Origin of the sequence: Streptomyces sp. NPDC049687 (assembly GCF_044465285.1) — a bacterium.
Taxonomy (GTDB): Bacteria; Actinomycetota; Actinomycetes; order Streptomycetales; family Streptomycetaceae; genus Streptomyces.
The window spans coordinates 1-25,592 of the sequence record NZ_JBITLN010000004.1; the positions used below are offsets into that span (position 1 = coordinate 1).

Consider the following 25,592-nt stretch of genomic DNA (forward strand, 5'->3'; position numbering starts at 1 on the left):
CGCGGACGACCCTCCGCCTTGCGATGCACCGCACCAGACGCCGCGGGCCCCGCCCTCCGGGCGGACGACGCTACTTTCGAAACACGCCCTAGGCCTGTCCGGCGGATCATGCCGCGGACGCGGGGCTGAGTCAGCGGCAACCCGAGCCCGGTGGAGGGAAGTCGACTTTCCCCCACCGGGCTCGGGTTGTCCCCCCGCTCACTTCTCCGAGCGGGCCAGTGCCTGCTCCAGCACCACCAGCAGAGCGTCCCGCACCGAGCCGCGTTCGCGGGCGTCGAAGACCAGCACCGGGACGCCGTCGGAGACGTCGAGGGCCCAGCGGACCTCGTCCAGCGAGTGCTCGACCCGGCCGTCGAAGGCGTTCACGGCGACGGCGAACGGGATCTGCTTGTGCTCGAAGTAGTCCACGGCGGCGTAGCAGTCGTCGAGACGGCGGGTGTCGACGATGACCAGCCCGCCGACCGCGCCCTCCACGATGTCGTCCCACATGAAGCCGAACCGCTCCTGCCCGGGCGTGCCGAACAGGTACAGCTTCAGCGTCGGGTCGATGGTGATGCACCCGAAGTCCATGGCCACCGTGGTCGTGGTCTTGCGCGGGGTGTGGCTGAGGTCGTCCACCCCCGCCGCGACCTCGGTGATGGCCGCCTCGGTGGTCAGCGGCTCGATCTCGGAGATCGCGCCGACGGCGGTGGTCTTGCCCACGCCGAAGCCGCCCGCGATCACCAGCTTCACCGGCAGCGGCGGCCGTACGGCGGCCTGGCCGGCGGCGGGCCGGACGAGCGGTTCAGTCGGAGTCACGGAGTACCCCCCGGGAGTCGGGGATGGCCCTGAGGCCATCGATAACCCTGCGCAGGACGGATGCGTCGTGGGTGACGCCGGAGTCGGGCACGTGCACCGACAGCTGCCCCGCCGTCCGCAGGTCCTCGGCGAGGACCCGCACCACGTTCAGGTGCAGCCGCAGACGGGCCGCGATCTCCGCGATGGACTGCGGCACCCGGCAGGCGGCGACGATGTCGTGCTGCTCGAAGGAGAGCCCGCCGAGCGCGTCGAGCCCGTCGGTGGTGGCCACCAGCTGGGTCTCCACGGGCATCGTCCGGCCGGACGACGCCGCGCCCCCGCCCGCGACCCGGCCGGCGGTGACCAGGAAGGGCCGTACGGCGGGCGCGGGGCCGACCGGGCCGACCGGGCCGAGGGGATCCTCGCCGGTGCCGCGCGGTGTGCGCCCGTCCGCCATCGGTGGTGTTCGCTTCCTCTACGGTGCCGGCGGTTCAGCGGGACCTGGTGGTGCCGACGCTGTTCTTCAGCTCCAGCACCAGCTGGGGGCTCAGCGCCGCGCCGGCGCGGTTGGCGAACACCGTCATCTCGTAGGCGATGTTGCCCAGCTTGGCCTCCTTGTCGGTGACCACGCCGAGGACGGCGCCGCTGCCGATCGCGGAGACCAGGACATGGCCGCCCTCCAAGTCGATGATGACCTTGTTCAGGCCGCCCAGACCGTAGTTGCCGGAGGCGCCCGCGGCCAGGCTGGTGATGCCGGAGACGATCGCCGCCAGCCGCTCGGAGTCGGCGTGCTCGCGCAGCTCCGACACGGCGATCAGCAGGCCGTCGGAGGAGACCGCGATGGCGTCCACGACTCCCGCGGTCTCGGTGGCGAAACGGTTGAGCAGCCACGTGAAGTCGGCTGCGGCGGCCCGCAGATCGGTCGGCGTGGCGTCTCCGGTGGGAGTCTCACCTGTCGACGTGCTCACTGCTCGGCTCCTTCCGGAAGGTGGTTCTGGTGGTGCGGGGGGTTCCGGTGGTCGTCCGGGACCCGTCGGTCGTGCGGGTGGTACGTGTCACCGGGGCTCGGGTACTCACCCGTGTCGCCTCCGGTGTCGCGATGGGCGCGTTCCACGGCCTCCTCGAACTCCTCCAGCGCGCTGCGCACGGCCTCCGCGTCGGCGGGCCGCACGGCCCGCCGAGCCGTCGCTTGGGCGGCGGCGTCCACGGTCGTCCGCAGGGTCGCTCCCCGGACCCGCCGGCGAAGGGGCCGGGGACCGTCGTCGGGAGCCGGGGGCTCCGCGCCCCGCGGGGAGGCGGGTTGGGCGAAGGCGGGCTCGGGCGTACGGGTGTGGGCCGTGGGGACCGTCGTACGGCTGTCGGGCGCCGGCGTACCGGCGTCGCGGTGGCGCTCCGCCGCCGTGGCCTCGTGCGGGGCGGCGTGGTCGCCGGTGGCGGGGGTGGCGGTGGCGGGGGTGGCGGGCCCGGTCGTGCGGCGCGGGAGCGCGGGGGCCGCCGTACGGTCGTGCGGACCCGCTTCGGGGGGACGACCGTGAGCTTCCGTTTCCGCGTCCGCGCGGCCCGGTTCCGGTCTCCTCTCCGGCTCCGGCTCGGCCCACGACGGCTGTTCGCGGCGTGGGACCCGGCGGGGGAGGGAGGTCGCCTCCTCGGCCGTGGGTGAGCTCGGGGCCGGGAGCGAGGCCGCGGGGGACGGCCCGGCGGCGGGGGCGGACGGGGCCGGCAGCGATTGCGCGGTGGACGCCGCGGGCCGTACGCCGACGCCGCTGAGCGTCAGCAGCAGGGTGGACGGGATGTGGATCTCGGCCGTCACACCGCCGCCGGGGGTGCGGGAGAGGGTGACGTCGACGTCCCAGCGGCGGGCCAGCGCACCGACCACGAACAGGCCGAGCACCTTCGTCGGGACGAGGTCGAGGCGCTCGCGGCGCACCAGACGGGCGTTCTCCTCGGCGAGGCGCTCGGCGCTCATGCCCAGGCCGTGGTCGGCGACGGTGATCGACGCGCCGCCCTGGTCGGTGGCGACCCGCACCTCGACGGGGCTGCCCTCGGGCGAGAACGACACCGCGTTCTCCAGGAGTTCGGCGATCATCAGCGTCAGGTCGCCGATGATGTCGGGCTCCACCATGACCTCGGTGCCCGCGTGCAGCCGCACCCGCTGGTATCCCTCGATCTGCCCGAGCGCCGCCCGCACCACGTTGGTGAGCGCCGTCGGGCCGGAGTCCAGCACGGTCTCCCGGATACCGGCCAGCAGCATCAGGCTGTCGGCGTTGCGGCGCAGGCGCACCGCGATGTGGTCGATGGAGTAGAGGCGTTCCAGCAGCGCCGGATCGGTCTCCCCGCGCTCCACCGCGTCGATCAGCGCGAGCTGGCGGGTCGTCAGGTTGGAGACGCGGCGGCCGACGTTGCCGAACATCTCGGCGACGTTGCGACGGCTGAGCACCTGGCGCTCCAGCAGCGCCGCCGCGGTGGTCTGCACGTTGTTGAAGGCCTCGGCCAGCTCACCGATCTCGTCGTCCGCGGTGACCGGCAGCTCGCGCAGTCGCGGTGAACCGGTCTCCTCGGCGTCGTCGTCGGCGACCCGGGCGAGCTCGCGCCCGGCGACGTCGGCGACCTCCTGCGCGGCCCCGGTCAGCGCCAGCACCGGGCGGACCACGGAGCGCCGTACCAGGACGGAGAAGGCGATCCACAGGGCGAAGCAGATCAGCGCCAGGCTGAGCAGCAGGCCCGCGCGCCACTGGGCGCTGGTCGAGGCGTCCTCGGCGCGGTGGGCGATCTGGTCGATGAGCGAGGTGGTGATCTTCAGCCGGGTCTTGGCCTGCGCGTTGTACTCGGGGTACGAGGCGAGGGCGTCCCGGAACGAGCTGCGGATCTCGGACTTGGACTGGGCCTGCAACGCGCTGGGGTCGACGGCCAGTTCGGCGAAGTGCTGGCCGATGGTGGCCTGCGAGGAGTTGTGCTCGATGCCGCCGAGCTCGTCGGCCTGCTCCTCGGTGGCGAACCGGCTGAACCGCTCGGCCTGGTAGGTGTACACCTCGTACGCGCCGACCGCGCCGGTGTACTCGATGAGCGCGTTGCTGTCGCCGGTGCGCGCGGAGAACACGCCGGTCTCGTAGGCGCCGTGGGCGGCGTCGGCGCGCAGCAGCGAGTCGAGCAGGTTGCCGGTGAAGGTGGTGGCCAGCGTGGAGTCGCGGTCCAGGCCCAGCCCGTCGATGAGGGCCTGGGCGGCGCCGGCGTACGCCGGGTCGATGTTGTCGGCGGGCAGATAGCCCTGCTCGATGGTGGACCGCAGGCCGGTCAGGCCCTCGACCTCCCTGAGCGCCTGGGCCTCGCTGTCCGGCAGCCGGTCGCCGAAGGTCTCGACCACCTTGCGGACCTGGGCGTCCACGGTGCTCTGGGCCTGCCGGTAGCCGAGCGTGGAGGGTGTGCCGCCGTCGAAGGACGCCTCGTGCCGCACCGACAGCAGGATCGCCTGCTGGTGCTCGTCCTGCAGTTCGGCGACGAGCCGGGCCACCTGGGTGCTGTCACGCACCAGTTGGGCGGCGTCCTCGGCGCGGTTGGACTCCTGCACCAGGTCGACGAAGAAGTACGTCAGCAGCAGGGCGATCACCGTGAGCGGGATACCGACGAGCAGGTTCAGCTTGCGCTGGAAGGGCCATCGGTCGGCGAACCCCCGCAGGCTCCGGCGCACGGACGGCGGTGCCGGGAATGCCGAACGGGCAGGCGCGTCCACCTCTTTCGTGGACACCGGGCCTCCTTCGAAGGGGTGGTGCGGGCGTGCCGTTGCACGCGTGTGGCCGACGCCAACTCCGGCGACGATATCGCTTCCCCGATCGATCGAGCAGTCGCCCTACGTCAAGAATCCATTACGAAGCGCCCCCGAAAACCCCGGGAAGTGCTTCTAAACAACACACAAGTAACCATGAATCGAAGCCAATCGGTAACCATGCGGCACTTGACTGATCAAGAACACGGTGGCTTGGATCAGCCCAGAGTGTTTCAGCGTCTCGTCGGCTCTCGACGGACCACACCGACCATTTCCACCTCGTCAGTTCCTCATCGCCCCCCAGAGCTCGGAACGGAACCGTGACTTCCAACGCCCACAGCAGCAGGTCCAGGTCCTTCAGGAACACCGGCGCGGCGGCCGTCGCGCTCGCCGCGACGACGGCCCTGCTGGCGGGATGTTCCTCCTCCGACGACAAGTCCGACCCGCTCGCCGGAGACAAGGCGGACAACGGGACCGTCGTCGTCGGCTCGAACAACTTCGCCGAGAGCATCCTGATCGCCGACATCTACGGCGAGGCACTGAAGGCCAAGGGCATCAAGGTGTCCTACAAGCCCAACATCGGCAGCCGCGAGACCACGTACGGCCTGCTCAAGAACGGTTCCATCACCGTTCTCCCGGAGTACAACGGCTCACTGCTGGCCTACCTCGACGCGAAGGCCGAGCAGAAGTCCCTCGCGACCGTGAACGCCGCCACCAAGGCCAAGCTCGACTCCAAGCTGACGCTGCTGGAGTCCTCCCCGGCCGAGGACAAGGACTCCGTCACCCTCAACAAGGCGACGGCCGACAAGTACAAGCTCACGTCGGAGTCCACCCTCGCCGACCTCAAGGACATCGCTCCCGACCTGGTCCTCGGCGGCTCGCCCGAGTTCCAGACCAGGCAGCAGGGCATGGTGGGCCTGGAGTCGGTGTACGGCCTGAAGTTCAAGTCCTTCAAGGCGCTCGACGCCGGTGGTCCGCTGACCCAGGCCGCGCTGAAGAAGAACACCGTGCAGGCCGCGGACATCTTCACCACGGACCCGACCATCACGAAGGAGAAGTTCGTCGTCCTGCAGGACCCGGAGAACCTCTTCGGCTTCGCGAACGTGACGCCCCTGGTCTACAAGAGCGGGCTCTCGGACGAGGGCGTCGACGCGCTCAACGCCGTCTCCGCCAAGCTCGACACCAAGACCCTGCTGGACCTGGACTCCCAGGTGCAGCTGGAGAGCAAGGACCCGCTGGACGTCGCCAAGGCCTGGCTGAAGTCGGCGGGCCTCGGCTGACGTCGGCGAGTTGGACGCGACCACACAAGGACCGCCCCGGGTCGTCCTGACCGGCACCACCCTCACCGTCGGCGAGCTGACCGCGCTCGCCGACGGTGAGGCCGTGCCCGCCGTGGCCCCCGAGGCCCGCGAACGGGCCGTACGCTCCTGGCGGACCGCCCAGCGCCTCGCCGCGTCCGGGCGGCTCTACGGACGGGGCACCGGCGTCGGCGCGCACCGCTCGGTGAGTGTCGAGGAGGCCGACGAGACCGCGCACGGCATGCGCCTGCTGCGCAGTCACGCGGGCGGTTCGGGCGCGCTGCTGCCCGCCCGCCAGGTGCGCGCGATGCTCGCCGTCCGCGCCAACCAGCTCCTGGCCGGCGGCTCCGGCATCCAGCCCGCCTTCGTCGACGCCCTCACCGAGGCCCTGCGCCTGGGCGTCCACCCCGCGGTCAACGAGTACGGCGGCATCGGCACCGGCGACCTCACCGCCCTGGCCCAGACGGGCCTCACCCTCATCGGTGAACGGCCCTGGGTGGGCGGCGACCCGACCGACCGCGCGGACACCGGGACCCGGGGCACCCGGCCGGCCGGCGCCCCGGACGAGGAGTCGTACGGCACCGTCGAGAACGCCTGGCCGGCCGGCGACCGGCGTGCCCCCGGAACGGACACCGGTTCCGACGCCTGCCCGGCCGGCCGGCCGGACACCTCCTGGCGCGACGGCCCCCCGGGCCCCACCCCGACGGACTCCGCCACCCGGCCCGTCGCCACCGCGCAGGCCGAGCCCGCGGTCCTGCCCGCGCCCCTCTCCCTGCCCGCCCCCGTCACCCTGCGACCCGGTGACGCTCTCGCGCTGCTCAGCAGCAACGCCCTGGCGCTCGGGCAGGCCGCGCTCGCCCAGCACGAACTGGACGTACTGCTGCGTGCCACGCATGCCGTCGCCGCGCTCTCCCTGGCCGCGGTGTCGGGCTCGGCCGAGGCGTACGCGGCTCCCGTGCACGCGCTGCGTCCCTACCCCGGCGCGGCACGCGCCGCCGGAGAGGTGCGGCGGCTGCTCGGGGCCGACGGCCGGACGTCCGGGACACCCGGCCGGCGCATCCAGGACCCGTTCGGCTTCCGGGCCTTCCCACAGGCCCACGGGTGCGCCCTGGACGCCTGCGAACGGCTGCGCACGGTGGTCGAGGTCGAGGTCAACTGCCCCTCCGAGAACCCCCTTGTGACGCCCGCCGACACCACCGCCTACCATCACGGCGGTTTCTTCGCGGCACCCCTCGGCCTCGCCCTGGACGGGGCGAACCTCGCCCTGCTGCAGACCGCCCAGCTCTGCGTGGCCCGTCTGTCCGGTCTGGGCGATCCCGCCCTCACCGGCCTGCCCGGCTTCCTCGCCGCAGGACCCGCGAGCAGCTCGGGCACGATGATTCTGGAGTACACGGCCAACTCCGCCCTCGCGGAGCTGCGTTCGTGCACCGCCCCCGCCTCGGCCGGGCACGCCGTCCTCTCGCACGGTCTGGAGGAGGCCGCCAGTTTCGCGGGCCAGGCCGCCCGCCAGACCCTGCGCGCCACGGACGCCTACGTCACCGTCCTCGCCTGCGAACTCGTCACCGCCGTACGGGCGTTGCGCCTGCGGCCGGTGCCGCCGCAGATGGCCGCCTTCACGGTGGCGACGGCCGCCCTGCCCCTCGGCACGGACGACCGCCCCCTGACCGGAGACCTCACCGCGGCCGCCGGACTACTGCCCACGCTCGCCGACTTGTGACTCCGAGCGGTACTCAGTAGCCGACGTAGAACGTGGCGTCCTGCTTCTCGGTCGTCGTCGAGACGGGGTCTATGCGCAGGACGTAGTTCGAGTGCCGGATGTAGCGGGTCGGGTTGTTGTACGAGCGGAACGACGACCAGCCCGAGTCCGCCAGGCCCGCCGTGCGGTAGAAGGTCGCGTCGCCCGCGAACGTCGACGTGCCGTCGTTGACGTCCAGTTGGAGCTGGTAGTTGTAGTGCCGCAGATAGCGGGTCGGGTAGTTGACCGACTGGAAGGAGACGCCCGAGCTGTCCGCGAGGCCCGGCACGATCGTCCACAGCGAGTCCTTGTACGGCTCGACGGGATACTCGTCGATACGGCCGACGTAGTTGGAGTGGCGGACGTAGCGGGCCGGATAGTTGTAGGACTTGAGCCGGTTCCAGGTGGGGGCGCCCCACTTCGCGACGAGGTTGGTGTACTGGGTGCTGGTGATCGTCGTGATGCCGCAGTGCTTGGAGTTGACCGGCTGGGTGTAGGTCCGCTGGTCGAGCGCCGTCCAGGTGCCCGCCGAGAGGTCGGTGGACTGCCAGGCGTAGAAGACGCCGTTCGGCGTGTACGTGTCTCCCCACAGCCACCACGTGCCGGACGTCAGGGACTTGACCAGGGTCGGGGCCTCGGTGCCGCCGTGCGCGACGCCCGTGCTGAACTCCGTGAAGCTGCCCGGGGCGAGGGAGGTGGAGCGGGCGCCCACCAGCGTCTGGTTCTTCTTGAAGTAGAGGTAGTTGACGCCGTTCACGCCCACCGCCATGTCGCCGTCGATCACGTCGTAGCCGGGGTCGAAGAAGACCTGGGGCGCGGAGGCCGTGACGAAGTCGGTGGTGTAGTTCACCATGATCACGTTGTGGCCGCTGCTGTTGACGGCGGAGTAGATGAGGGCGTACTGGCCCCGGCCCGCGTCCCAGAACGCCTCCGGCGCCCAGCTGTGGGTGTTCATGTCGTGCAGCTTCAGCCGGTGGTAGCCGGTGAAGGTGCGCAGGTCGGTGGAGTTCCAGACGTGGACGTACTGACTGACGTACGACCAGTCGGTGCCCTTCAGGTCCGTGGCGAGGACGACGAACGTGCCGTCCTGCTTGCGCAGGATGAACGGATCGCGCAGCCCCAGCGCGCCCTCGGTGGGGGTCACCACCGGGTTGTTCTGGTTGAGCGGCATCCAGCGCAGCCCGTCCGTGCTGACGGCCAGATGGAGGCCGTAGTCGGTGCCGTCGCCCAGGTTGGTCGACTCGGTGAAGTAGCCCATCACGTATGCCGAGTCGGCCGCGTGGGCCGCCGGGGTGCCGAGGGTCAGGGCGACGGGAACGGCGGCCGCCGCGCCCAGGACGAGACGGCGGGAGGGGTTGGGGGTCATGTGCTCTCCACGGGGGTGCGGGTGCCCTTGGGCTCCCGATGGGCCGATATATCGAACGAGGTTCGGTGAGCCGGTCAGAAAGTAGGGGCAGGAGGGAATCAGGTCAATCACTGGGACAGGCTTGGCGGGTTTCCGCCTTCTGGTGGTGCGCCGCCCATGGGAAAGCGGGCGATCACGGAGGACGAACCGGGTTACCCTCGGCCGCCGTGAACAGAAGACGGCAGAAGAAACTGACGAGAAGCCTTGTCGCCGCGGCGACGTTCGACGAGGGCCGCCGGGTCGAGCGGCTCCTGCGGGCCGGAGCCGACCCGGCGGCGGCCGATGCCGACGGCACGACCCCGCTGTACGCGGCATGCGTTCAGGGGGCCGTCGGCATCGCCCGCAGGCTGCTCGCGGCCGGCGCCCCGCCCGACGCCGAGAGCGCCGGCCCCGGTGCGGACGGAACCCCACTGTGCGCGGCGGCCTGTTGGGGCCACACCGAGACCGTGCGCGCGCTTCTGGCCCATGGCGCCGACCCCGGCCTCCGCGAGGACCACGGCGCCGGCTGGACGCCCCTGCGGTGGGCGGAGGCGGGCCCGCACCCGCAGACCGTCGCGGTGCTCCGCGCGGCGGGAGCCCGCTGACCGTGTGTCAGGGAGCGACGCCGGCGATCACCCGGTCGATCAGGGCGATCAGCACGTCCCGGCACGACTCCCGTTCCCGTGCGTCGCACAACAGCACCGGAACGTCCGCGGGCAGCGCCAGCGACTCCCTGATCTCGTCCGCCGGATAAGGATGCTGCCCGTGGAAGCCGTTGACCGCGACGACGAAGGGAATGTTCCGGCGCTCGAAGAAGTCGATCGCCGCGAAACTGGACTCCGGCCGGCGCACGTCGACCAGCACCACCGCGCCCAGGGCGCCGACGGCCAGGTCGTTCCACATGAACCAGAACCGCTGCTGACCGGGGGTGCCGAAGAGATACAGCACCAGGTCGGCGCCGATGGTGATCCGCCCGAAGTCGAGGGCCACGGTGGTGGACCGCTTCTCCTCGATGCCCCTCAGGTCGTCGACGTCCAGACTCGCGACCGTCAGCGGCTCCTCCGTGCGCAGCGGCGCGATCTCGCTGACCGCCCCGACCATGGTGGTCTTGCCGACGCCGAAGCCGCCGGCGATGAGGATCTTCACCGTGTCGGGCGCCGTGACCGTCGCGGCGGTGGGCTCAGATCCGGCCAAGGCCGTCCCTCACTTTCTGCAGCAGGTCCAGGTCCGCGGGGCCGGAGACGGGACGGGGCGGCCGGGCCGTGATCAGGCCCGCCTCCAGCAGGTCGCAGAGCATGATGACGACCACGCTCACCGGCAGGTCCAGATGGGCCGCGAGCTCCGCCACCGCGACCGGCCGGGCGCTCAGCCGCAGGATCCGGGAGTGCTCCGGCTGCGGCCGGGCGGCGCGCTCGGGCGGTGGGTCCACCGCGGTCACCGTCGTGATGAGCGTGAAGTCGGCGCGGCTGGGCCGGGTCCGCCCACCGGTGAGGGTGAACGGCCTGACGAGCCGGCCTGATTCGTCGCCTTGGCTCACCTCACCCGCCGTTGCCGCGGACGGCGGGACCGATGCCGGTCCGCGGCGCCGCGCTCAGGTGCTCGCCGATCTTCTTCACCAGCATGTTCATCTGGTACGCCACCACGCCGACGTCGGCGTGCGAGCCGGCCAGCACCACCAGATGGGCCCCCGGCCCCGCCGAGGTGAGGATCAGATAGCTGTTGGCCATCTCGATGAGCGCCTGGCGCACCGGGCCGCCGCGGAAGTCCATGCTGACGCCCTTGCTGAGGCTCATCAGGCCGGACGCGGTCGCCGCAAGCCGCTCGGCGTCCTCGCGCAGGAACCCGGTGGACTTGCTGACCACGAGCCCGTCCTCGGAGAGCACGACGGCCTGGTTCACATCGGCCACCCGGTCCACGAGGCCGGTGAGCAACTGGTCGAGCTGGGTGTTCGTGGCGGGGATGGAGTGTGTCATCGCGGTGTCCTTCATGAGCGGTCGGCGGGCGGGGTCGGGGTCTGGGCGGCGCCTGCGGCGGTGACCGCCGGGCCGGGGGCCTGCGCGGCGGCCACCGTCTCCTCGGGCGCGGCCGACGGCACCTCGGCGTCGGCGTCGTCGCGCGCCCGCAGCGTGCCGCGCTGGAAACCGGAGAGGGAGGAGGCCGCTCGCTCCGCGGTGAACTCGTCGGCGAAGGAGTCCTCCTCGACGGGCACCGCCTCCTCCCGCAACTCGGCGGCGAGACTGGTCTGCGGGACCCGCCGGGGCAAGGGACGAAGCCCGTCGGACCGGCCGCCCACCGGCGGCACGGAGTCGTGGGCCGTGTCCGGCTCGCCGTCCGCCGGGAGCGCCGAGTCGCGTACCGGGTCCTCCGCACGGCCCGCCCGGGGGGAGGCGTTGCGCGCCGCGGCGGACTTGTCCCGTCGTGGGAGGCGCGTGCCGCCCTCGGGCGCGGGCCTGCTGTGCTCCGGAGTCGGGTCGGACCCGGTCTGTGTCGCGCCGGACGCCTCCGGTGTCGTGCCGGGCGGCTCCGGTGTCGCGCCGGACGCCTCAAGTGTCGTGCCGGGCGGCTCCGGTGTCGCGCCGGACGCCTCAAGTGTCGTGCCGAGCGGCTCGCGCAGCGGCTCCGAGGGGGCCGGCGCGGGGGACGGGAGGCGGGTTTCCGGCGCGGGCGAGTCGGCGCCCGCCGGCGTGCGGGTGGTGCCGGTTCCCGGGGAGTCGGCGACCGGGGCCTCGCGGACCACGATGTCGTGCGGGAGCAGGACGATCGCCGTGGTGCCGCCGTACGGCGAGGAGCGCAGCGTCACGGCGATGCCGTGGCGGTTGGCCAGCCGGGCGATCACGAACATGCCGAGCCGCAGGTCGTCGGCGAGCGCCACCACGTCGAACTGCGGGGGCACCGCCAGCTGCGCGTTGAACGAGGCGTAGTCCTCCTCGGACAGACCGAGCCCGCGGTCCTCCACCTCGATCGCCAGCCCCTTGGCCACCATGGCCGCCCGTACTCCGACAGGGCTCGGCGCGGGAGAGTAGGAGGTCGCGTTGTCGATCAGCTCGGCCAGCAGATGGATCACGTCGGCCACGGCGGGCGGGGCGACGTACACCTCCTCCTCGGTGTGCACCTCCACCCGCTGGTACTGGGCGACCTCCCCGACCGCGCTGCGCAGGATGTCGATCAGGACCACCGGCTCCGACCAGCTGCGACCGGGCCGGCCGCCGCTGATGATGACGAGGTTCTCCTCGTACCGGCGCAACTGGCTCGCGGTGGAGTCGAGTTCGTACAGCCCCTTGAGGACCTCCGGGTCCTGGTGCGCGCGCTCCAGCGCGTCGAGCTTGCTGAGCTGGAGGTTGACCAGGTTCTGGCTCTGCCGGGCGATGCCCAGGATGACCTTCTGGAAACCCCGCCGGGTGTCGGCGAGCTCGACCGCGGTGTGCACGGCGGTGCGCTGGGCCGTGTTGAAGGCCTTGGCCACCTGGCCGAGTTCGTCGCCGCCGTAGTCCAGCGGCGGAGTCGCCGAGTCCACATCGACAGTCTCTCCCCGGTCCAGCCGCGCAACCACATCCGGGAGACGTTCGTGTGCCAGGCTCAGCGTGGCCATCCGCAGCCCCCGCAGCCGCTGGGACAGCGAGCGGGTGATCCGCCAGGACATGCCGACGCACAGCAGCAGGGCGACGAGCCCTCCGGCGCTCAGCGAACCGGCCTTGATCAGCAGCCCGCGCGCCTCCCCCCCACTGCGCTCGAGCAGCGCCGTCGTCTGCTGGCGGATGAGCCCCGAGTACTGGTCGGAGACCTCGATGAGCGCGGCACGCCACTGCTTGCGCACGTCCGGCAGGGCGACGGAACCGTTCCCGCTCATGTCCGTCCGGGCCGCCAGCACCTTGTCCTCGACGGCCAGCAGGGTCTGCCACTGGTAACTCGTCAGGATCTTCTCGGTCTGCTCCTTCGCCCTACCGGTGAGCGAGGGCACGATCTGGTCCTGGACCAGCCAGCGGCGCGTGCTCACCAGCTGCGCGAACGCCGACCACGTCTTCTCGTCCATCCGCCCCTTCGGCCCGGCCAGGGTGAGCTGCAGGTCCTCCTCTGAGACCAGCTCCGCCGCGTGTTCCAGGGCGACGAGTGGGCCGGCCTGCGAGGTGAGGTCGCCGTCGTCGACCTGGGACAGCTCCTCGAAGGCGTGGATCTGGTCGTCGATGATCGAGGTGTACTGGTCCAGCGCCTGGGCGGGGGTGATGTCCGTGGGGTCGTCGACCTGGCCCCGGTAGTACTCCAGGCTGCTCACCGAGGCCACCACCGAGTACATCCGGTCCTTGACGCGGGCGGGCGCCATCTGGATCTCGTCGGCCTGGCCCACCAGCTTGGCGACCGCCGCGTCCGTCTTCCTGCGGGCCTCCTCCAGGGCGGCCCGGGAGCCCGCCGGCTCGGAGGCCAGCCACGCCGCCGACACACTGCGCTCCTGTTGCAGCGCGAGGGTGGCCTCGGTGCCCATGGCGCCGGTCGACCGGCTCAGTTCGGTCTGGGCGCGCAGCCGCAGCCCCTCCGAGAACATCTGGATCGTCGTCACACCCCACATGGCGGCGAGGGTGACGCCGGGCACCAGTGCCAGGAGAATCAGGGAGAGACGTATGGAGCCGAGACGGCGGCGCCGGGCACCTGTCCGTGGAGACATAGTCGTCCTAGGGCGATCAGCGGGGGGGGAGAGGAGGGAGGAGGGGCAAGCGGGGGCGGGTCGGGGACCGGGGGAACGCAGGGTCAGCGGGTCCCGTCGGCGGCGAGCCGCGCGACGGCGGCGACATTGTTCTTCGTGACGAAGGCCGGCCCCGTCAGTACGGGGGCCACACCGCCTCCGCTGATGTTGCCGTTGGTCCTGTAGAGCCAGAGCGAGTCCACGGCCAAGTAGCCCTGGAGGTACGGCTGCTGGTCCACCGCGAACTGCACACTGCCGTCGCGGACGGCCCCCACCAGGTCCTTGTTGAGGTCGAAGGTGGCGACCTTGGCCCTGCTGCCCGCCGTCTGCGCCGCCTTCACCGAGGCGAGCCCGAACTGCGCCCCGTTGGTGATCACCTCGTCGATGTCGGGCTCCTGCCGGAGACGGGCCGTCACGGCGGCGGCCACCGCGTCCATGTCGGTTCCGTCGACGTAGAGCATCTCGGTCTCGCCGGAGAACGTCTTCTTCACGCCCGCGCAGCGCGCCTCCAGGGCGATGTTGCCCCGCTCGTGGATGACGCACAGCGCGTGCTTCGCGCCGAGGCTGTCGAGCTTCTCGCCGACGGACCGGCCGGCGACGCTCTCGTCCTGGCCGAAGTACTCCAGCAGTCCCGCGGACTGCCAGGCGTCGATACCGGAGTTGAGGCCGACCACGGGTATGCCGGCCGCCTTGGCCGCGGCCACCGGGCTCTTCATCGCCTGCGGCTTGGCCAGGGTCACCGCGATGCCGTCGACCTTGTCGCGGATCGCGTCCCGCACCAGTTCGGCCTGCCCGGCGGCGTCGGCGTCGCTCGTGTAGGTCAGCTCGACGTTGTCCTTGGCAGCCGCCGCCTCGGCGCCCCTGCGCACCAGCTCCCAGAAGGCGTCACCCTTGGCGCCGTGGGTGACCAGCGCGACCTTCATCCGGCCGCCCGAGCCACCCGCGCCGTCCGTGTCCGGGCCGGACGAGGCGGCGGCGGAGCAGCCGGCGAGGAGGAGGCAGCAGACGGCCACCAGGACGGTCAGACGTACGGCTCCCGCAGATCCGGGGGATCTCCGGGATGGCGGAACGGGGAGGGGACTGTTCATGGGAGGCTGCACCTCGCTGTGCGGCAGAGCATGCGGACGGGGCGAGCGCCGCCGGAGCGTCGGGGCGTGCCCCGGCGAGAGGCTGTCGCTGGCTCGGAGCCAACCGTGTGTGACCGCTGGTAGTCAAGTAAACAACCACTCGGGGTGAGGTGCTGCTGCCGCATTGTGATGTGGGACGGGGCCGGCGGGACGAAAGGAGCATAGCCGCAGGTGGGTTGAATGATCGTCAAAGTGGGGCAGGGGAGGGCAGGATCCCGCGATGCCGGCCTCGCGGTGCCGGGACAGGTCGGCCGGGGAGGTCCCGCGTCCTAGACTGAACCGGTTCCGCGCCCCGCAGAGGAGGTCGACCACCGTGGCGTTCGAGGATCCCTCCGCCGACGTGCTCGGGCAGGCGGCCGAGACCTTCGGGCTGCTCGCTTCCCCGCCCCGGCTGCACATCGTGTGGGCGCTGGCCCAGGGCGAGAGCGATGTGACGGGGCTCGCCGAGCGGGTCGGCGGCGCGCTGCCCGCCGTCAGCCAGCACCTGACCAAGCTGAAACTGGCCGGCCTCGTCCGCTCCCGCCGCGAGGGCCGCCGACAGGTCTACTTCGTCGACGACCCCGACGTCGTCGACGTCGTACGCCTCGCCGTGGGCCGCCTCACCGAGCGAGCCGAGCGGGCCGGCCTCGCCGCCGGGGCCGAGCGCCCGGCCGTCCGCCTCCGTGGCCTCTGAGGCACCCGCGGCCGACGCCGACGGCACGGCCCTGCAGGCGCTGCGACGGCTGGAGAGCGGCCCGCGCGGGCTGACCGACACCGAGGCCGCCGCCCGCCTCGCGGAAACCGGTGGGAACACGCTTCCCGGCACCCGTCCGGCCTCCTGGCCCCGGCTGCTGCTGCGCGGCCCACGCGACCCCTTCACCGCCGTACTGCTCTGTCTCGGCCTGGTCTGCGCCCTCGTCGCCTCCTGGGGCACCGCCACCGTGATCCTCGCCCTCGTCGCGGTCAGCTGTGCGCTGCGCGCGAGCGGGGAGCACCGCGCCGACCGCTCCCTGGCCGGGCTGCGGGAACTGGTCGCGGGCACGGCCACGGTGCTGCGCCGCCCGGCCGACGGGGCACCGCCCCGGCCCCGCGAGGTGCCCGTTGCCGAACTGGTGCCGGGCGACGTGATCCGGCTCGGCCCAGGCGACCTCGTCCCCGCCGACGTACGGCTGCTGCGCGCCCGCGGCCTCACCGTGCACCAGGCCGCCCTCACCGGAGAGTCGGCACCGGTCGCCAAATCCGCGGCGGACGCCCCGGGCCCTCTCCACGAGTCCCACCTCTGCTTCCAGGGCGGTGACATCGCCTCGGGCAGCGCCACCGCCGTCGTCCTCGCCACCGGGGCGCGGACCCGGTTCGCCGCCGCGCTCGACGGGCCGGTACGGCGGGAGGCGAGCGCGTTCGACCGGTCCGTGCACGGCATCTCCTGGGTGCTGATCCGCTTCATGCTGCTCACCCCGCCCCTCGTGCTGATGGCCAACGCCGCCCTGCGCGGCCGGGGCCTGGAGACCCTGCCCTTCGCCGTCGCGGTGGCCGTCGGCCTCACACCCGAGATGCTCCCGGTGATCGTCACCACCTGCCTGGCCCGGGGCGCCGCCCTGCTCGCCCGCACGAACGGCGTGATCGTCAAACGGCTGCCCGCCCTGCACGACCTGGGCGCGATCGACGTCCTCTGTGTCGACAAGACCGGCACTCTCACCCAGGACCGCCCGGTCGTCGCCCGCTCCCTCGGCCCGGACGGCCGTGACGACCCCGCCCCGCTGCACTGGGCCGGCGTCAACGCCTGGTGGACCCTCCAGCTCGCCGAACTCCCCGAGCCTGACGCCCTCGACGAGGCGCTGCTGGAGGCGGCGACGGAGGAGACGTACGACGGGTTGGACGCCGTCCCCCACGACCCCGTACGGCGCCTGTCCACCGCCGTGGTCCGCGGCCCCCGCCCCGGTACCCACGTCCTGATCGTCAAGGGCGCCGTGGAGGACGTTCTCGACCGGTGTTCCCTGGAGCCGGGGGAGCGCGCCCGGTTGGACGCGCTCGCCACGCGCGAGACGGACGGCGGACTGCGGCTGCTGGCCGTCGCCACCGCCGAGAGACCCGCTCGCACGCGCGCGTACACGCCCGCCGACGAACGCGGCCTCACCTTCCGCGGCCTGGTCGCCTTCCAGGACGCCCTCGCCCCGGACGCCCCCGAGGCCCTGCGGGACCTCGCCGCCCGCGGGGTCGCCCTGCAGGTACTCACCGGCGACCACCCGGGCACGGCCGCCCGGGTCTGCCGCGAACTCGGCCTGGAGCCGGACCGGGTGGTGACGGGTTCGGAGACTGTTCCGGGCCCCGCTGTCGGCACGGTCGTCCACGCCCGCTGCACCCCCGCCGACAAGGCGCGCGTCGTCGCCGCCCTGCGCGCGGCCGGTCACACCGTCGGCTTTCTCGGTGACGGTGTCAACGACGCCCCCGCCCTGCGCGCCGCCGACGTCGGCATAGCCCCGCGCTCCGCCTGTGCCGTCGCCCGGGAGAGCGCCGACGTCGTCCTCGGCGAGAAGGACCTCGGCGCCGTCGGCCACGCGATCACCGCCGGCCGCCACAGCAGCGGAAACATCGCCTCCTATCTGCGTGTCACCCTCTCCTCCAACCTCGGCAACGTCCTCGCGATGCTCGCCGCCGGTCTGCTGCTGCCCTTCCTGCCGATGCTCCCGGCCCAGGTGCTCGTGCAGAACCTCTGCTTCGACGCCGCCCAGCTCGCCTTCGCGTACGACCGTCCCGGCGCCGCCGCCCTGCGCCGCCCCGCCGGGCTCCGGCCCCGCGCCTTCCTGCGGTTCCTCACCGGTTTCGGCGCCCTCAACGCCGTCGCCGACCTCGCCACCTTCGCCGTCCTCGCGCTCGCCCTGAACGGCCCCGACGCCGTCGACGACCGGGCCGTCTTCCACACCGCCTGGTTCACCGAGAACCTGCTCACCCAGGCCCTGGTGATGGTGCTGCTGCGCACCGGCCGGGGAACCCCGGGAGGGGGCCCCGTCGGCCGGGCCGCCGCCTTCCTGGGCGCCGTCGGCCTGCTGCTGCCGCCGAGCCCGCTCGGCGGCAGGCTCGGCATGACACCGCTGCCGCTGCCCTACTACCTGCTGCTCACCGCCGTCCTCGCCCTGTACGCCCTGGCCCTGCGCCTGCTGGTGCGACGCCGGCGTCAGCCGTAGGTCAGGTTCGCGCACGGGTTGTCGTCGGCGGAGCGAGCCCCTTGCGCGACCTCGGTGGGCAGCGCGGTCGGCGTCGCCGACGCCGCCGGAGCGGCGGACCCGGCCGTGTCCGCGTACGACTGCCCGAGGACGACGTTGATCCCGGCCGCGGTGACGGGCTCCAGCTCGGCGCCCGGGAACGCCTCGGCCACCGTGTGCGCACGGCTCTCCTCGCCCGCGCCGTACTCGACCAGCGTGGTGACGTGGTCCTGGGAGCCGGCCGTCGCCGTACCGGTGACCGTGAAGCCGTCGGCGGTGAGCTGTGCGGCGGCGCGGGCGCCGAGACCGGTGACGGTCGTGCCGTTGTAGACGGTGACGTCGATGCCTGCGCCGGAGACCGGGGCGGGGGAGGACGCGCCCGGGGGCGAGGGGGTGGCCCCGCTCGTCTTCTTCCCGCTCGCGTTCTTGCCGTCGATCGTGCGGTCGGCCCTGAGGGCGGCGAACAGCTCGTCGGCGTCGGGCTGCACGATCGCGACCCGCGCCCCCTGGTAACGCCAGGGCAGCGTCACGAACTTCGTGTTGTGCAGGTCGATGTCCTTGAGCGACATCGCGAAGGAGATCAGCTTGTCGGCGGAGCCGAGGCCGGCGTCCACGGTGAGGGACTTCGTCGCGGCCTCGGCGAGCGGGAGCAGTTTCGTCGGGGTCAGACCGTTGCTCCTGACCTCCTTCAACAGGCTTGCCACAAAGGCCTGTTGGCGCTTGATACGGCCTATGTCGGAGCCGTCGCCGATGCCGTGCCGGATGCGGACGTAGTCCAGCGCCTTCTTCCCGGAGACGGTCTGCTCCCCCTTCCTGAAGAGCAGTTTGCCGCGTGTGGCGCGGTTCGGGCTGAGGTCCTTGTCGTAGACGTCGTTCGGCAGGCACACCTTCACCCCGCCCACCACCTGGGTGAGCGCGGCGAAGCCCTTGAAGTCGACGACGACCGTGTGGTCGACGCGCAGGCCGGTGAGCCTCTCGACGGTGTTCTGGGTGCAGGCGGGGTTGCCCTTGTCGGTCTCGCCCACGGAGAAGGCCGCGTTGAACATCGTGTCCGTCTGCGTCCCGGTCCAGCTGCCGTTCGGGAGCTTGCAGGGCGGCACGGTGACCAGGGTGTCGCGGGGGATGGAGACGGCCAGGGCGTGCCGGTGGTCGGCGTACACGTGCAGCAGGAACGTCGTGTCGGAGCGGCCTATCGCCGTCTTGTCGCCGCCGCCGAGCGCCGCGTTGCCGTCGGTGCGGGAGTCGGAGCCGATGACCAGGACGTTCTCGCCCTTCGAGGAACCGGCCGCGGGGCGGTTGTCGGAGAGCCCGCCCGAGTCGAACGTGGTGATGTTGCCGTCGAGCCGCAGATAGAGCCAGCCCGCTCCGGCGGCCGCGAGCACCAGCAGGGACAGGCAGAACCCCAGCGCGAGGCGGACCCGGCGGCCGCGCCGGCGCCGGCGCTCGCGCGCGGCGGCACGGGCCCCTCCACCCCCGCGACCCGTGCCCCCTCCACCGCGGTGCCTCGGGGGCGCGGCCCTGCGAGTGCTGGTGACGGTCATCGGCGGCCCCTCTTCACATCGCGCACTGGGTTGTACAGTTGCGCAATGTAGCAACCATTGCTGATGGAGAGGTCGTGAGCATGCTTCGCAACGGACTGGAGCCCTGGCACCTGCTGGTGGTGGCGCTCGTCGTCATCGTGGTGTTCGGCTCGAAGAAGCTGCCGGACACGGCACGCGCCCTCGGCAAGTCGATGCGCATCCTCAAGAGCGAGGCCAAGGCGATGAAGGCGGAAGGCGCCGAGGGCGGGACGGGTGCGGCCGGCGCGGCGGCTGTCGGAGCGGACGCCGTCGTCACGACCGCCCCGGCGGAGCCGTCCGCGACCCCGCACTGAGCACCAGGAGAACCGGCGGGGCCGGGACCGCCCGCTGTTCGCGGGTCGTCCCGGCCCCGCCGGTGGGGTGCGGCGCGCGGCTCAGGCGGGTTCGCCCGCTCCTGACAGCGGGGGCTGCCGCAGCGCCTCCGCACCCTGGGCCGCCTTGCGCCGCTTGCGGCGGCTGACCCGCGGCTCCTGGTCGGGCAGCCACCCGAAGGTCACGCAACTGCCCACGACCCCCAGCAGCAGGCCGACCATGAAGCCGCCGAGGTTGGACGTCACCCACGTGCCCAGGGAGAGCAGTACGGCGAGCACGGAGTAGAACAGCCGCTGGGCCGGGTTGAACAGGATGAGCAGGCCGCAGACCAGCATCAGCGTGGGCAGAAGATAGCCCGCGAGGCCCTGCATGCCGATGTGCAGGATGACCGGAAGCGGCGCCTTCATCGTCACCAGGATCTCTGCACCGCCGAGCGCGAGCAGGACACCGCCCACGAAGGGGCGACGCCCGCGCCACGCGCGGAAGTCACTGCGCCACTGGTCCGCCGGTGTCATCGCGGGCAGCCGTCGGTGTCGAAGCGCATGTGCAGGTCGGGCAGTTTGAAGACGCCGGCCGTGGCCGCGTAGTTGTGCTGGTACAGGTTGTTGATGACGACCGTGTCGGCCTGCTGGCCGTAGACGCCCTCGGGGCCCGCCACGCCGGCCTTCTTGAACTCGCTCGAGTCCCTGCCGATCTCGATGCCGTGGAACTCGGCGTCACCCTTGATCACATCGGAGTCGATGGCCAGGTTCTCCACGTGCACCGGCTTGCCCTTGCCGCCGGCGGTGAGGATGAGCTGGATGCCGCCGAGGTCGACGCTCTGGCACATGTTGGTGATGTCGCCGTCCTTGACGACCGAGGTGACGACCAGGACCTGGCCGCCGGTGTCGCCCTGGTTGGGACTGTTCTCGATCATGTGGTCCAAGGCGCCGAACTGCTCGAAGCCGTCACCGTCGAGCTTGTCGGCGGTGACCACGAACGGCATGCCGGAGATGGAGAACTGCACTCCGAGGGCGCCCTCGGCGGTGAGGATCGCGAGGCCGGCGGCGACCGCGGCGGCCGGCACCGCCATTACTGCGGCCCGGCGCAGCCGGACCCGGCCGCGTCTGCCTGGGGAACCGCTTTCCGGGTTCCCGGGGGTGTTGTCGGCGGACGACGTGACGTCCGGGGACGAGGCCATGTCTGCTCCCATGCGCTTGAGTGGTGCGGGTTGGGCTTCAGTGGCGCGTTGTCCTGGCGCGGACAGCGGCTGCCGCGCACGCCTCCTCGCAACTCCCGGAAGCCGAAAGGGCTTTCACGTTACGCAGCAGTAGCCAACGAGGAAGTTACCGATGGTTACACCCAGGGGTCAAGGGAGATGTGGAAAAAGAGTGTTCATCATGTGCCAGCTGTGGATCAAGTCCGTTACATGTTCCGTGCATAAATCTGCTGGACCGTCAACTTGCTCGCAATGTATTGACGTTGACTGACACTCAGGTCTACAACTCTCCCTGGCTCAGCCCGGATCCGCGGCTCGGCCCGGATCCGTGGCGCCGGATCCGCAGCGCGGCGACCGTCGCGCTCCCGGACCCTCCACCAGTACGGGCGTATCCGCCCCGAGTCCGACCCCTTCACGGCGCCGAACGCAGCCGCTTCCCCCCGCGGGGCCGCGTCCGGCCGCCCCTCCCGCCCGGCCCGGCCGGAGTCACCCCCCAGTGCCTCCGTCCGGTCACCGGCCGGCTGCCGTTGCCGGTCCGTCACGTACGGAGAAGGCGTCACGGGCCGGCAACGGCGGACGCCGACTCGCGTCCCCCACGTTGCGAACGGCACCTCTTGATTCGATCAACTCCCCTGAAACGCCCCCCACTTCAGAAAGAAGGCACCCGCATGCGCATCCGCTCCCTCCTCGCCGTCGCCGGAACCGCCGTCGCGCTCACCCTCCCGGCGGTCACCCCGGCCTCCGCGGCCGGCGCGGTGCTGACCACCGCCAACGGGGACGTCGCCGTCGGTGACGTCCTCAACGCCTCCCTGGCCACCGGCACGGCCGCCACGCTGTACAACAGCGCGACCGGCACCAGCGGCATCTCCTGTGCCGCGTCCACGTTCAGCGCCACGGTCACCGACAACCCGGCCGCGCCCGGCACCGCCACCGAGTCGCTCACCGGGCAGACCTTCAGCAGCTGCACCTCGAACGTCCTCGGTGTCACCGGCGTCACCAGCATCACCGTCAACAACCTGCCGTACACCACCACGGTCTCCTCGGACGGCACCGTCACCGTCACCCCGCCGAGCGGTTCCACCGTCCAGACCACCGTCGTCCTGCGCACCCTGCTGGGCAGCGTCACCTGCGTCTACCAGGCGCCCGGTCTGTCCGGCACGGCGAGCAACGACGACAACAGCATCGCCTTCACCAACCAGGCGTTCACCAGGACGTCCGGCTCCACGCTCTGCCCCGCCGCCGGCTACTTCACCGCCAAGTACGCCCCGGTGACCGACGGAACCGACGTGGTCGTCGTCAACTAAGGGCGCAGAGGGAAACGTTCAGCGCCTGCGCATACGCAGCGCCAGGGCGGCGCCGCCGGTGAGCACCAGCACCGCGGCGGCGCCGCCCGCCAGCAGCGGCGCGGACGGACCGGAACCGGCCCCGGTGGCGGAAGCCACCGGGGTGCTTTCGGGTGTGGCCGCGGCGGCCTGCGCGGGCGGGGCGTCGCTGGTGGCCGACGGAGCATCGGCGGCCGGGGTCCTGGTCGCGGCGGGCGTCGTCGTACCCGAGGTCGGCGACGCCTGGTCCGTCGCCGCTTCCTTCCCGGTTCCCCTCTCCGTTCCCGCCGCTACGCCGGCCTTCGTGAACACCACGTCCGAGCACGAGTAGTAGGTGTCCGGCGTACTGCTGTTCTGCCAGATCGTATACAGCACCTGACGCCCCGTCCGGTCGGCGGGCAGCTTCACGCTGAACCGGTAGGACCCGTTCGTCAGCGCCGGGTCCTTCACCTCGGCGAACGGTCGGTCGGGCAGATCGGACCAGGTCAGCGGCTTCGCGGGATCGTACCCCGCCTTCGTCAGATAGAGCCGGAACGTCCCGGTGTGCGCGATCGTCGAGGCATACGTCATCCGCAGGGTCCCGCCCGGCGTCAGCCGGGTCGACGGCCAGTCGGCGCGGGCGAGGTCCAGGCCCTTGTAGGCGGGCAGACCGCCACTGCACAGCTTCCCGTCCGGAATCGTCCGCCGGTCCCGGCCGTTCACGTTCGCCACCCGCAGGTTGTCCCAGGCGGTGAAGGGCGCCCCGTTGGCGGCGACCGCCGCCTTGCAGGCCGCTGTCCCGGCCCGGCCGCCCTCGGGGGAGCAGCCGTACACCCGGCTGACCGGGTCCGTGGGCGCGCCGTGGGCCAGGGCCGGCCCGGCGGCCCACAGGTTCAGCAGCAGCGGGCTCACGGCGGCGGCCGCCAGGGCGGCGGTGCGGTGAGCGGTCGTCCGGGCGGTCATCCGGGGCATCGGGGACGTCTCCTGGGCCGGCGCGGGAAGGGTCTGTTCAGTCCAGTACGGGAATCCGGCCCGGCGCGTTCAGCGCGGTCAAGGGTGGGTTTCCGGCCGGATCAAGGGTTTCCCCTGTATCCGGATGACCATTCCTTTGCCTATCGTTCCTGCACAGCCGACCCACAGGTAACCCCTGACAGGGTTCGCTTCGAGCCAGGCCTGCCCCAGGGCCTGCCTGACGCTTCCCGCCCGCCCGGCCCCCGGGCGGACGAAGGGAACGCGCCACGCAGCCCCTTGCGATTCACCCCCCTCCGCTTCGCCGTCGAAGCGAATCGACCGCTGCTCCGCGCTGCTCGCCCGGAGCGGGCCACGAAAGGCACGCCCTTGCGCACCTCACCCGCCCTGCGACGGAAGCTGATATCCGCCGCCGCCCTCTCCGCGGCCCTGCTCACCGCCGCGTCCACCGCCTCCGCCGTCGCCGCGCAGGACACCGTCCCCGCGGCCTCCGCCGTGCCCACCGCCCAGACCGAGGCCGCGCCCGGCACCCCTGCCGAGCGTCTCATCGTCGGCTACAAGTCCGGTGCCGACGAGTCCACTTCCAATGCGGCCGCCGAGGCCGACGCCGCCGCCAAGGGCAGGCAGGCCGGCGAGGACGTCGACTTCCGGCGCCGCCTCGGCACCGGCGCCGCCCTGGTCGACCTGGGCGAGGACCTCACCAAGGCGGACGTCGCCGACGTCGTCGCCCGGTACCGGGCCGACCCGCAGGTCGCCTACGTCGTTCCGGACCGCCTCAACAAGCCCAAGGCCGACCCGAACGACACCGAGTACGCCAAGCAGTGGGACCTCTTCGAGGCCACCGCCGGCATGAACGTCCCGGGCGCCTGGTCCACCTCGACCGGCACCGGCGTCACCGTCGCCGTCATCGACACCGGTTACGTCGCCCACACCGACCTCGCCGCGAACATCGTGGGCGGCTACGACTTCATCGCCGACACCGCCGTCTCGGTGGACGGCGACGGCCGCGACAGCAACCCGGCCGACCCGGGCGACTACTACGCCGCCAACGAGTGCGGCTCCGGTATCCCGGCCAGCAACTCCTCCTGGCACGGCACCCACGTGGCCGGCACCATCGCCGCCGTCACGAACAACGGCAAGGGCGTCGCGGGCATCGCGTACGGCGCGAAGATCTCCCCGGTCCGCGTCCTCGGCAAGTGCGGCGGCTACGACTCCGACATCATCGACGCCATCACCTGGGCGTCCGGCGGCACCGTCTCCGGCGTGCCCGCCAACTCCAACGTCGCCAAGGTCATCAACATGAGCCTGGGCGGCGACGGGGCGTGCACCTCCGCGACGCAGAGCGCGATCACCGCCGCCGTGAACCGCGGCACCACCGTCGTCGTGGCCGCGGGCAACGAGAACGACAACGTCGCGAACCACTCGCCGGGCAACTGCAACAACGTCATCTCGGTCGCCGCCACCAACCGCTCCGGCGCCAAGGCGTCCTACTCCAACTACGGCTCCCTGGTGGACATCTCGGCGCCCGGCGGCCAGACCAGCACCGGCACCGCCAACGGCATCCTGTCCACGCTGAACTCCGGCACCAAGACGCCGTCCTCCGAGTCGTACGCCTACTACCAGGGCACCAGCATGGCCACCCCGCACATCGCGGGCCTGGTCGCACTGCTGAAGTCGGCGAACTCCGCGCTGACCCCGGCCCAGATCGAGACCGCCATCAAGAACAACGCCCGGGCGCTGCCCGGCGCCTGTTCCGGCGGCTGCGGCGCGGGTCTGGCGGACGCGGCGAAGACCGTGGCGGCCGTGAGCGGTTCCGGCGGCTCGACCGGCGGCACCACCTTCTCCAGCACCACCGCGGTCGCCATCCCGGACAACGGTTCGGCGATCACCTCCTCGATCGCCGTCAGCGGGCTGAGCGGCAACGCGCCCTCGACCCTGAAGGTCGCCGTCGACATCACCCACACCTACCGCGGTGACCTGGTCGTCGACCTCGTGGCCCCGGACGGCTCGACGTACCGGCTGAAGTCCTCCAGCTCCTCGGACTCCGCGGACAACGTCAACACCACCTACACGGTGGACGCCTCCGGCGAGGCCGCCAACGGCACCTGGAAGCTGAAGGTCCAGGACGTGGCCGCGCAGGACACGGGCACGCTCAACAGCTGGAAGCTGACCTTCTGAGACAGAGCATGACAGGAACGGGCGGGGGGGGGGGGGGGGGGGCGCCCCCCCCCCCCCCCCCGCCGCCCCCCCCCCCCCCCCCCCCCCCCCCCCCCCCCCCCCCCCCCCCCCCCCCCCGT

22 protein-coding genes are annotated in these 25,592 nt (G+C 72.1%); 8 read left to right on the forward strand and 14 right to left on the reverse strand.

Features of this window, described 5'->3' with window-relative positions; translation table 11 throughout:
- Positions 1-198 precede the first annotated feature (198 nt).
- Genes ACIBVL_RS14365 through ACIBVL_RS14380 form a run of 4 tightly spaced genes read right to left on the reverse strand, consistent with a single transcriptional unit; the run spans position 199 to position 4,519 of the window.
- The gene (locus ACIBVL_RS14365) at positions 199-798 is read right to left on the reverse strand and encodes a GTP-binding protein (protein WP_399097271.1); all 600 of its coding nucleotides are present in this window, start codon (positions 796-798) and stop codon (positions 199-201) included.
- Positions 785-1,234, reverse strand: coding sequence for a DUF742 domain-containing protein (locus ACIBVL_RS14370; RefSeq protein ID WP_399097274.1), 450 nt, complete (start codon positions 1,232-1,234; stop codon positions 785-787). The genes ACIBVL_RS14365 and ACIBVL_RS14370 overlap by 14 nt, the downstream gene beginning before the upstream one ends.
- Positions 1,235-1,268: 34 nt before the next feature.
- Positions 1,269-1,745, reverse strand: a complete 477-nt coding sequence (locus tag ACIBVL_RS14375) for a roadblock/LC7 domain-containing protein (protein ID WP_399097277.1) — start codon at positions 1,743-1,745, stop codon at positions 1,269-1,271.
- Positions 1,742-4,519, reverse strand: a complete 2,778-nt coding sequence (locus tag ACIBVL_RS14380; protein ID WP_399097280.1) for an ATP-binding protein — start codon at positions 4,517-4,519, stop codon at positions 1,742-1,744. Before ACIBVL_RS14380 ends, ACIBVL_RS14375 begins: the two co-directional genes overlap by 4 nt.
- A 338-nt stretch (positions 4,520-4,857) precedes the next feature.
- Here ACIBVL_RS14380 and ACIBVL_RS14385 point away from each other — a divergent pair, with 338 nt between their 5' ends.
- Both ACIBVL_RS14385 and ACIBVL_RS14390 read left to right on the forward strand, forming a co-directional pair.
- Positions 4,858-5,817 (forward strand): ABC transporter substrate-binding protein, encoded by a 960-nt coding sequence (locus ACIBVL_RS14385; RefSeq protein ID WP_399097283.1) that lies wholly within the window; start codon positions 4,858-4,860, stop codon positions 5,815-5,817.
- 10 nt (positions 5,818-5,827) lie between these two features.
- On the forward strand, positions 5,828-7,552 hold the full coding sequence (locus ACIBVL_RS14390; RefSeq protein ID WP_399097285.1) for an aromatic amino acid lyase: 1,725 nt from the start codon (positions 5,828-5,830) through the stop codon (positions 7,550-7,552).
- Between the two features lie 13 nt (positions 7,553-7,565).
- Here ACIBVL_RS14390 and ACIBVL_RS14395 read toward each other — a convergent pair whose 3' ends face one another.
- Entirely contained in the window at positions 7,566-8,936 is a 1,371-nt protein-coding gene (locus ACIBVL_RS14395; RefSeq protein WP_399097288.1) for a glycoside hydrolase family 43 protein, read from the reverse strand.
- 206 nt (positions 8,937-9,142) lie between these two features.
- Here ACIBVL_RS14395 and ACIBVL_RS14400 point away from each other — a divergent pair, with 206 nt between their 5' ends.
- A complete protein-coding gene (locus ACIBVL_RS14400; protein WP_399097291.1) occupies positions 9,143-9,559 on the forward strand; it encodes an ankyrin repeat domain-containing protein in 417 nt (138 codons plus the stop codon).
- A gap of 7 nt (positions 9,560-9,566) precedes the next feature.
- Here ACIBVL_RS14400 and ACIBVL_RS14405 read toward each other — a convergent pair whose 3' ends face one another.
- The 5 genes from ACIBVL_RS14405 to ACIBVL_RS14425 all read right to left on the reverse strand — a co-directional run bounded on the left by ACIBVL_RS14405 (position 9,567) and on the right by ACIBVL_RS14425 (position 14,717).
- Positions 9,567-10,148 carry a GTP-binding protein gene (locus ACIBVL_RS14405; protein ID WP_399097294.1) on the reverse strand — a complete coding sequence of 194 codons (582 nt, stop codon included), beginning with the start codon at positions 10,146-10,148 and terminating at the stop codon, positions 9,567-9,569.
- Positions 10,135-10,491 carry a DUF742 domain-containing protein gene (locus ACIBVL_RS14410; RefSeq protein WP_399097297.1) on the reverse strand — a complete coding sequence of 119 codons (357 nt, stop codon included), beginning with the start codon at positions 10,489-10,491 and terminating at the stop codon, positions 10,135-10,137. Before ACIBVL_RS14410 ends, ACIBVL_RS14405 begins: the two co-directional genes overlap by 14 nt.
- A 1-nt stretch (position 10,492) precedes the next feature.
- Positions 10,493-10,927, reverse strand: coding sequence for a roadblock/LC7 domain-containing protein (locus tag ACIBVL_RS14415; protein WP_055638744.1), 435 nt, complete (start codon positions 10,925-10,927; stop codon positions 10,493-10,495).
- 11 nt (positions 10,928-10,938) lie between these two features.
- On the reverse strand, positions 10,939-13,611 hold the full coding sequence (locus ACIBVL_RS14420; protein ID WP_399097300.1) for a nitrate- and nitrite sensing domain-containing protein: 2,673 nt from the start codon (positions 13,609-13,611) through the stop codon (positions 10,939-10,941).
- Positions 13,612-13,694: 83 nt separating this feature from the next.
- A complete protein-coding gene (locus ACIBVL_RS14425) occupies positions 13,695-14,717 on the reverse strand; it encodes a substrate-binding domain-containing protein (RefSeq protein ID WP_399097303.1) in 1,023 nt (340 codons plus the stop codon).
- 352 nt (positions 14,718-15,069) lie between these two features.
- Here ACIBVL_RS14425 and ACIBVL_RS14430 point away from each other — a divergent pair, with 352 nt between their 5' ends.
- Both ACIBVL_RS14430 and mgtA read left to right on the forward strand, forming a co-directional pair.
- On the forward strand, positions 15,070-15,429 hold the full coding sequence (locus tag ACIBVL_RS14430) for an ArsR/SmtB family transcription factor (protein WP_399097306.1): 360 nt from the start codon (positions 15,070-15,072) through the stop codon (positions 15,427-15,429).
- Positions 15,419-17,917, forward strand: a complete 2,499-nt coding sequence (gene mgtA / locus ACIBVL_RS14435; protein WP_399097309.1) for a magnesium-translocating P-type ATPase — start codon at positions 15,419-15,421, stop codon at positions 17,915-17,917. Before ACIBVL_RS14430 ends, mgtA begins: the two co-directional genes overlap by 11 nt.
- On the opposite strand, the gene ACIBVL_RS14440 is transcribed toward mgtA, so the two are convergent.
- Complete coding sequence (locus ACIBVL_RS14440) at positions 17,908-19,476, reverse strand: LCP family protein (RefSeq protein ID WP_399097312.1); 1,569 nt, start codon at positions 19,474-19,476, stop codon at positions 17,908-17,910. The genes mgtA and ACIBVL_RS14440 overlap by 10 nt on opposite strands.
- 80 nt (positions 19,477-19,556) lie before the next feature.
- On the opposite strand from ACIBVL_RS14440, the gene tatA reads away from it, so the two are divergent.
- On the forward strand, positions 19,557-19,808 hold the full coding sequence (gene tatA, locus ACIBVL_RS14445) for a Sec-independent protein translocase subunit TatA (RefSeq protein WP_399097915.1): 252 nt from the start codon (positions 19,557-19,559) through the stop codon (positions 19,806-19,808).
- An 81-nt stretch (positions 19,809-19,889) separates the two neighbouring features.
- On the opposite strand, the gene ACIBVL_RS14450 is transcribed toward tatA, so the two are convergent.
- Positions 19,890-20,342, reverse strand: a complete 453-nt coding sequence (locus ACIBVL_RS14450) for a DUF6114 domain-containing protein (protein WP_399097315.1) — start codon at positions 20,340-20,342, stop codon at positions 19,890-19,892.
- The gene (locus ACIBVL_RS14455) at positions 20,339-21,007 is read right to left on the reverse strand and encodes a DUF6230 family protein (protein WP_399097318.1); all 669 of its coding nucleotides are present in this window, start codon (positions 21,005-21,007) and stop codon (positions 20,339-20,341) included. The genes ACIBVL_RS14450 and ACIBVL_RS14455 overlap by 4 nt, the downstream gene beginning before the upstream one ends.
- 686 nt (positions 21,008-21,693) lie before the next feature.
- On the opposite strand from ACIBVL_RS14455, the gene ACIBVL_RS14460 reads away from it, so the two are divergent.
- Positions 21,694-22,329: a Tat pathway signal sequence domain protein gene (locus tag ACIBVL_RS14460; RefSeq protein ID WP_399097321.1), complete on the forward strand. Its 636-nt coding sequence runs from the start codon at positions 21,694-21,696 to the stop codon at positions 22,327-22,329.
- A gap of 18 nt (positions 22,330-22,347) precedes the next feature.
- On the opposite strand, the gene ACIBVL_RS14465 is transcribed toward ACIBVL_RS14460, so the two are convergent.
- A complete protein-coding gene (locus ACIBVL_RS14465; RefSeq protein ID WP_399097324.1) occupies positions 22,348-23,298 on the reverse strand; it encodes a lytic polysaccharide monooxygenase in 951 nt (316 codons plus the stop codon).
- Between the two features lie 366 nt (positions 23,299-23,664).
- Here ACIBVL_RS14465 and ACIBVL_RS14470 point away from each other — a divergent pair, with 366 nt between their 5' ends.
- Entirely contained in the window at positions 23,665-25,473 is a 1,809-nt protein-coding gene (locus tag ACIBVL_RS14470) for a S8 family peptidase (protein WP_399097327.1), read from the forward strand.
- The last annotated feature ends 119 nt before the right edge of the window (positions 25,474-25,592 follow it).

Bases quoted from the DNA above. Each gene is read 5' to 3' on its own strand.
- ACIBVL_RS14420 (WP_399097300.1), bottom strand. From the start codon at position 13,611: ATGTCTCCACGGACAGGTGCCCGGCGCCGCCGTCTCGGCTCCATACGT.
- ACIBVL_RS14450 (WP_399097315.1), bottom strand. From the start codon at position 20,342: ATGACACCGGCGGACCAGTGGCGCAGTGACTTCCGCGCGTGGCGCGGG.
- ACIBVL_RS14425 (WP_399097303.1), bottom strand. From the start codon at position 14,717: ATGAACAGTCCCCTCCCCGTTCCGCCATCCCGGAGATCCCCCGGATCT.
- ACIBVL_RS14455 (WP_399097318.1), bottom strand. From the start codon at position 21,007: ATGGCCTCGTCCCCGGACGTCACGTCGTCCGCCGACAACACCCCCGGG.
- ACIBVL_RS14465 (WP_399097324.1), bottom strand. From the start codon at position 23,298: ATGCCCCGGATGACCGCCCGGACGACCGCTCACCGCACCGCCGCCCTG.
- ACIBVL_RS14415 (WP_055638744.1), bottom strand. From the start codon at position 10,927: ATGACACACTCCATCCCCGCCACGAACACCCAGCTCGACCAGTTGCTC.
- ACIBVL_RS14370 (WP_399097274.1), bottom strand. From the start codon at position 1,234: ATGGCGGACGGGCGCACACCGCGCGGCACCGGCGAGGATCCCCTCGGC.
- tatA (WP_399097915.1), top strand. From the start codon at position 19,557: ATGCTTCGCAACGGACTGGAGCCCTGGCACCTGCTGGTGGTGGCGCTC.
- ACIBVL_RS14395 (WP_399097288.1), bottom strand. From the start codon at position 8,936: ATGACCCCCAACCCCTCCCGCCGTCTCGTCCTGGGCGCGGCGGCCGCC.
- ACIBVL_RS14440 (WP_399097312.1), bottom strand. From the start codon at position 19,476: ATGACCGTCACCAGCACTCGCAGGGCCGCGCCCCCGAGGCACCGCGGT.
- ACIBVL_RS14460 (WP_399097321.1), top strand. From the start codon at position 21,694: ATGCGCATCCGCTCCCTCCTCGCCGTCGCCGGAACCGCCGTCGCGCTC.